A 5,570-nucleotide genomic window follows, 5' to 3' on the forward strand; every position below is an offset into this window, starting at 1 on the left:
ATGCATTGTCATTTTTGGGGGTATCTGTAATATGTGGAATTGTAATTTTATCGTATGAAAAGTTAATGAACTAACGGTTGCTTTAGTTCATTAACAGGGGTTGCTGCGGCAGCCTTTTTCTTATGGCACTAACGGGGCAGGTTAGCTTAATAAAGATACCTGATTTTTGAAACTTTTACCTTATTTTTCCGTACTGCTATATGTATAGTATTTACTAGTGGAGGAAAGGGGGTAGAAGGATGAAGCTTTGGTGGGTTGCAAATATTTTTTGGTTAGTAATTTTTTCCATACTCGCTATCGTTATTGGAACAAGACAAGTAGACGGAGCAGGGGCTGTTCAAACTCCTGAAATCAGAATGATTACATTTATAATTTTAGGTGTTGCATTTGTGTTTATCCTTATAATACAACTAATCTGGTTTTATTTTGTTCGTAAAAGAATACGGCTGTCATAGACGTCCTTTCTTTATCCTAATGAATAAACATAGTTGATACCCAATAGTTTGTGAATAAATGTACTTAAACTATCGGGTGCTATAGCTGAAGATCGGAGCTGTCTTTAAGGCAGCTTTTCTTTATGGAACTAAAGGGGCAGGTTAGTGGAATAAAAATTTCACAATCTAAATTCAATCAAAAACCTTTAAATGGTAAAATTGAGAAATAATGAAATTTTATCATTAAGGAGGAGTTAAGTTGAAGAAAATTTTTACTGTATTATTTTTAATAATGGTTTTAACAGCTTGTTCAGACACAACTAACAAAGATTCTAAATCGGAAACCACTAAAAAAGATACAAGTTCGGAAGCGACGGAACATAATTATCAATTTATAGGAGAAAGCGAACATTGGGAAGCTGTATATTCTTATAAAGGCACCGAATTATGGGGAGAAGATGACGGACAAATAACTCATTCTAGCAAAGATAAATATAAACTTGTATTAACATACAAGGGGTCTTTGGAAGAGTTATCCTCCATAAAAAACCTTAAATATTCTTATGAAACAACGACTTCAAGTGGAAGTAAAACAGAGGAATACACTGAACCACCTAGCGAAAAAGTATTTACTATTGGTGGAGGTTCAGAAAATGGAGCAATAGTAGGTGAAGGCGAAGTTATAAAAGTAAATGTAAAATGGGATGGCTTTAAAGAGTCATTTGAACTGCATAATAAGGATAAGTAATTTAGTTGACGCTTCTGAACCATTTTCTTTCTCTGTGGTGAAGCGTTGATTTTTGCGCTTCATGGATGGCTAACGGGTGCGTTAGCTGAAGATCGGAGCTGTCTTTAAAAGGCAGCTCTTTCCTTATGGAACTAAAGGGGCAGGTTAGTTGAAGAAAAAGATACACATTTTAGGGACAAATTCATTGAAATTTGTCTTTTTATGTTGTTAATTCTCTCTTTAATTAGAGAAATCCACTAATAATATGTGATGGGTTAATAAGGAGCATAAAAATACTTAAATTAGGAAATTTTAAATCTAATATCATTTTACATCCAAAGGAAATTTATTCCATGGACCTACGGAAATATAAGATAGTAACTGCTTTTTTCATTTGTAGTTTTAATTTCTAATCTTACATCCACTACCTTAATTCATGCGAAAAATTCGTCTTCTCCTAACCACTTGGATTTAACAAATCTTTTACCACAATGGAAACTTGTCTATCGGTCACTTAAGTAGTAGATGGGGTTTCGGTGACAATAACCAAGTTAAGAACATAAAAGTTGTTTTTTTAATTTAAAAATGCAGAAATGTAGTGTATCACTAATTTTATTTATAGGAGGACAGATCAATGAATACACGGGAAACCAAGGTCCAAAAACAAGGGTGGGTTCCTAAAAAGGAACGTATATGGGTAATCGTGGCGATTATTATCGCTGCTTTGATAATGCTTTGGGAACTTAAGGGACTATTACAACTTTCACTGCACAGCAGGCAGTTCGAACATACATTTAAAGGTTTTGGCTCCAATGCAAGAATTGCCTTATTTTTTGTACTTGCTTATTATGTACTTCTTCGTGTTATTAGGCTTCGTATGCTGAAAGGTCAAGGCAAGGTAAAAAAATGGTTGTCCACTTTGCTGCGCTTTGCCCGAAGATGGCATACTCCAGCAGCGATTATCGCCATCGCTTTTATTATCTTGCATACGGTAGCTGTTTTTATGCACGGCTTCAAATTTGATTTCAATTATATAAGTGGATTGCTTTCCTTGCTAGTCCTGCTTCCAGTTCCTATATCGGGAATATTTAGATATCAGAGGAGGGACCGGAAGTGGCATTTGCGATCTGGTGTTGCTTTTGCAATTCTATTTTTAATTCATTCTTTTTTATAACCAACATGTAATAAACCTTATTAGAGTCAGAGAAATAGTCTATTTTCAGGTGTAATGACGTAAATGTAACAATGGGGGAAATAATAAAGTGACTCGTTTCGTGATTTTTTAAGTTTCTTGGGTAACTCTTTTTTTGGAGAATGAGATTGTGAAGAATTATACTTAAACAAACGGGTGCTTTAGTTCATTAAGGGAGGTTGCTGAAGCAACCTTTTTGTTATGCAACTAAAGGGGCAGTTTAGTTTAAGTAGTAAGGTAATTATCATTGAATAATAATGTTTTGAATGGACAAAACTACCTTAGATAAATACTTAGGAGGTTTTGTCATTGAATAAAAGAACTTTAACAACAATACTTGTTATATTTGTTTTGGTAAGTATAAATATTAATAATAAGGTTGCAGCAGAAGGAAATTCCTTTAAGAAAGAAATTGAAAATTTTGGGGAAAAATTAACGAACAAGGTTCCTAAAGTTTACAGTAAGGAAGAAGCAATGAAAAATGGAGACATAACATTCTTTAGTGAAAGAACTCCTGAACAAAAACAGAAACTCCTTCAGTTTAAAAATAATGTTAAAAATAAAAAAACCGATTTTATTCGTTTTACTGAGTTTACAGAGAAAGGTGATGCACTCATAACAGAGTATCAATTTAATGGAAAATTAATTTATTACCGTTCTGACACCTCCAGAGACCGTACAGACCAGAATAGAAAGGGGGAATTTGTAAAAGGCGAGTTTGTTAAAGGTCCCCATGTAATAGAGGACTACTGTAAAAAACTTGTACCAAATTCTGAAATGTCATACCTTACAAATTGTTATAAATTTAAGAACGGCAAAATTGAGTTTTAACATACCAATGTTGTGTTCATTAATCAACTAACGGGTGCTTTACTTCAATAAGGAAGGTTGCTCTGGAACTCTTTTCATCAGGAACTATCGAGGGAAGTTAGTGAGAAGGAAAGTACAAAAAGTATGAGGTATAGCAAAAAATAAAAGGGGAACCAGTATGAATAATGAATTTGAAAAGGTAATAAATTTACTGAAAAAAAATGATAAAGAAACTTACCCGACATTTGCTTACTCTGTATTAAATAATTATATTCCTGGACAGGTTTATATGGATGAATTAAAGAAAACAGTTTTAGTTGGTACTGATTCAGGTATTTTTGTTGTTGGTGGAGACGAAATGAACAATGGTCTTAACAGCATATTTTTAGAGATTTATAGAAGTAGAAAAAATGATAAAAAGCGATTCACTTTGTTTTCTCCATCAAAAGAATGGGATCAAGTTATAAATAAGTTGTTTGGAAAAGAGTTAAGACAAATACAAAGGTATTCTTTTCATTTTAATAAGGATACATATTCAACAATAAAAAAGGTAAAAGTCCCTAAAGATTTTATAGTAAAGAGAATAGATGAAAAAATAATTACTGAAAGTCTGGAATTTAATGAATCTTATTATAATGAATATTGGGGTTCAGTATCAAATTTTCTAGAAAATGGTTTTGGCTATTGTTTGTTACATAATGATACCGTTATAAGTGAGTGTACATCTATATTTAGTTCATCACAATTTGCTGACATTGATATTACAACTCAAAAAGAGTATAGAGGAATGGGCTTAGCTCAAAATGTTGCAGAAATATTCATTAAACATTGTATTGAAAGAAATTTGAAACCCAATTGGGACTGTGTTGTTAACAATTTTGCGTCGATAAAGCTGGCTGAAAGATTAGGATTCGAAAATCCAATGGAATATTCGGTATTCGTTAGAAGGTAAAAGGTTCTTATTTCGCTAACGGGTGTTTTACTCCAATAATAGAGGTTGCTGAAGCAACCTTTTTGTTATGCAACTAAGGGGCAGGATAGTTCTACAAGCACAGTGATTTCGTACTGTACGGTAGGTCAAGTTGTCAGAAAGTATTTTTTGGTAATATTTACTCGTTTTTCAGTTCTTTTCTCATCGTTATTTTTTGTATATAATTACTTATTAAGCATATTTTGGATGGTTGATATATTAACTAGAGAAAGGTTATGGATATATTGTGTTATCTCTTAACGAAATGAATTGTAAGATTAAGTACTTGAGAACCCGTTTAATTAAAATTGGTATGTTACAAGGCCTTTCTCACCCCGAAACTGTTAAATCTAGTCAAGAGTTAGATAAGTTGTTGTACCAATTTCAAAGAAACATTTCAAAATAATCCTATATCCCGAAAAGTTTCTTTGCCTACATTCTTTCTTCATAGTAAAGGATCACATGTCGTGGTCTTTTTTTATTCCGAAAATACCTCACAGTTTGTGTCAACTCTACAATAAGGCAGGTTGCTGAAGCTGCCTTTTCTTATGGCACTAACGGGGCAGGTTAGTTCTATAAATGATTGGGGTAATTTAAAAAAATTAGATTTAGTAATATCAATATAAGACTGGGGGGGATTTTTTGAAAAAAAACTATTTCATTTTTAGCTTAATATTAATTTTATCCTTGATAATAATTTCTGGTTGCACTAATTCTAAAGACAGCATAGCTACTATTTCAGTTAATTCAGATTCTGAACATACGAATACTTTTAAACAATTAAATTTAGGGGAACTGTATGATTTTGATTTCAAATTAAATAATGCAGATAAAACTTGGGTAAATGTTTGGATAGAAAGTTACAAAGATGGAAAACAAGAACCTCAACCGATAGATAAACTATCCTATGGGTTAAGCCCTAACAAAGTGGAGGAAGGAAATTTAGGATTTGGAATAATAAATACTAGTGATACTCGTTTATGTTTTCTTTATTCACCCAATGCAACTACACCCCCACAAAAAATAGACACAATACATTCTGTTGGCGTGTTTAGTAGATGGGACTATGCCATAGGGGAAGAAAAAGTAGAATTAAAATTAGGAGAAACGTATTTATTAGGTGCATACAGAGAATCCAATGGAAACTCCATAAGGACTTACAATTTACAAAACGAAAATGAAGTGAAGAAAATGATAAGTGATGATAAAGTTGTATTTTTACTTAAAATTAAAATAGAAGAAAAATAAATGGAAGAATTTTTTGATTATATAACAATGATTTGAATGGATTCACTTAAACAACGGTGCTTTAGCTGAAGATCGGAGCTGTCTTTAAAGCAGCTCTTCTTTATGCAACTATCGGGGCAGCATTCCTGTAATCAGTGAAATTGAAGTTTGAACAAAAAAATAACCTCTTGGTAGAATGAGAGAGTCCTG

7 protein-coding genes are annotated in these 5,570 nt (G+C 32.5%); all 7 read left to right on the top strand.

Annotated features, from left to right (window positions below; all coding sequences use genetic code 11):
• Positions 1–239: 239 nt before the first annotated feature.
• Positions 240–455 carry a DUF3923 family protein gene (locus ACFX4L_RS24805; RefSeq protein WP_377406591.1) on the top strand — a complete coding sequence of 72 codons (216 nt, stop codon included), beginning with the start codon at positions 240–242 and terminating at the stop codon, positions 453–455.
• Positions 456–693: 238 nt separating this feature from the next.
• Positions 694–1,182: a hypothetical protein gene (locus ACFX4L_RS24810; RefSeq protein WP_377406593.1), complete on the top strand. Its 489-nt coding sequence runs from the start codon at positions 694–696 to the stop codon at positions 1,180–1,182.
• Positions 1,183–1,795: 613 nt separating this feature from the next.
• Entirely contained in the window at positions 1,796–2,335 is a 540-nt protein-coding gene (locus ACFX4L_RS24815; protein ID WP_377387218.1) for a hypothetical protein, read from the top strand.
• Between the two features lie 327 nt (positions 2,336–2,662).
• Positions 2,663–3,184: a DUF4362 domain-containing protein gene (locus ACFX4L_RS24820; protein ID WP_377387221.1), complete on the top strand. Its 522-nt coding sequence runs from the start codon at positions 2,663–2,665 to the stop codon at positions 3,182–3,184.
• Between the two features lie 157 nt (positions 3,185–3,341).
• Complete coding sequence (locus tag ACFX4L_RS24825) at positions 3,342–4,115, top strand: GNAT family N-acetyltransferase (RefSeq protein WP_377387224.1); 774 nt, start codon at positions 3,342–3,344, stop codon at positions 4,113–4,115.
• A 283-nt stretch (positions 4,116–4,398) separates the two neighbouring features.
• Positions 4,399–4,539: an aspartyl-phosphate phosphatase Spo0E family protein gene (locus ACFX4L_RS24830; RefSeq protein ID WP_289319239.1), complete on the top strand. Its 141-nt coding sequence runs from the start codon at positions 4,399–4,401 to the stop codon at positions 4,537–4,539.
• A gap of 236 nt (positions 4,540–4,775) precedes the next feature.
• Positions 4,776–5,381, top strand: coding sequence for a hypothetical protein (locus ACFX4L_RS24835; protein ID WP_377406595.1), 606 nt, complete (start codon positions 4,776–4,778; stop codon positions 5,379–5,381).
• Positions 5,382–5,570: the final 189 nt, after the last annotated feature.

It is taken from the genome of Peribacillus sp. YIM B13482 (assembly GCF_042787975.1).
Classification (GTDB): domain Bacteria; phylum Bacillota; class Bacilli; order Bacillales; family DSM-1321; genus Peribacillus; species Peribacillus simplex_A.

Excerpts from the sequence above, each read along its gene's own strand:
- ACFX4L_RS24805 (WP_377406591.1), top strand. The coding sequence starts at position 240 with ATGAAGCTTTGGTGGGTTGCAAATATTTTTTGGTTAGTAATTTTTTCC.
- ACFX4L_RS24825 (WP_377387224.1), top strand. The coding sequence starts at position 3,342 with ATGAATAATGAATTTGAAAAGGTAATAAATTTACTGAAAAAAAATGAT.
- ACFX4L_RS24815 (WP_377387218.1), top strand. The coding sequence starts at position 1,796 with ATGAATACACGGGAAACCAAGGTCCAAAAACAAGGGTGGGTTCCTAAA.
- ACFX4L_RS24830 (WP_289319239.1), top strand. The coding sequence starts at position 4,399 with ATGAATTGTAAGATTAAGTACTTGAGAACCCGTTTAATTAAAATTGGT.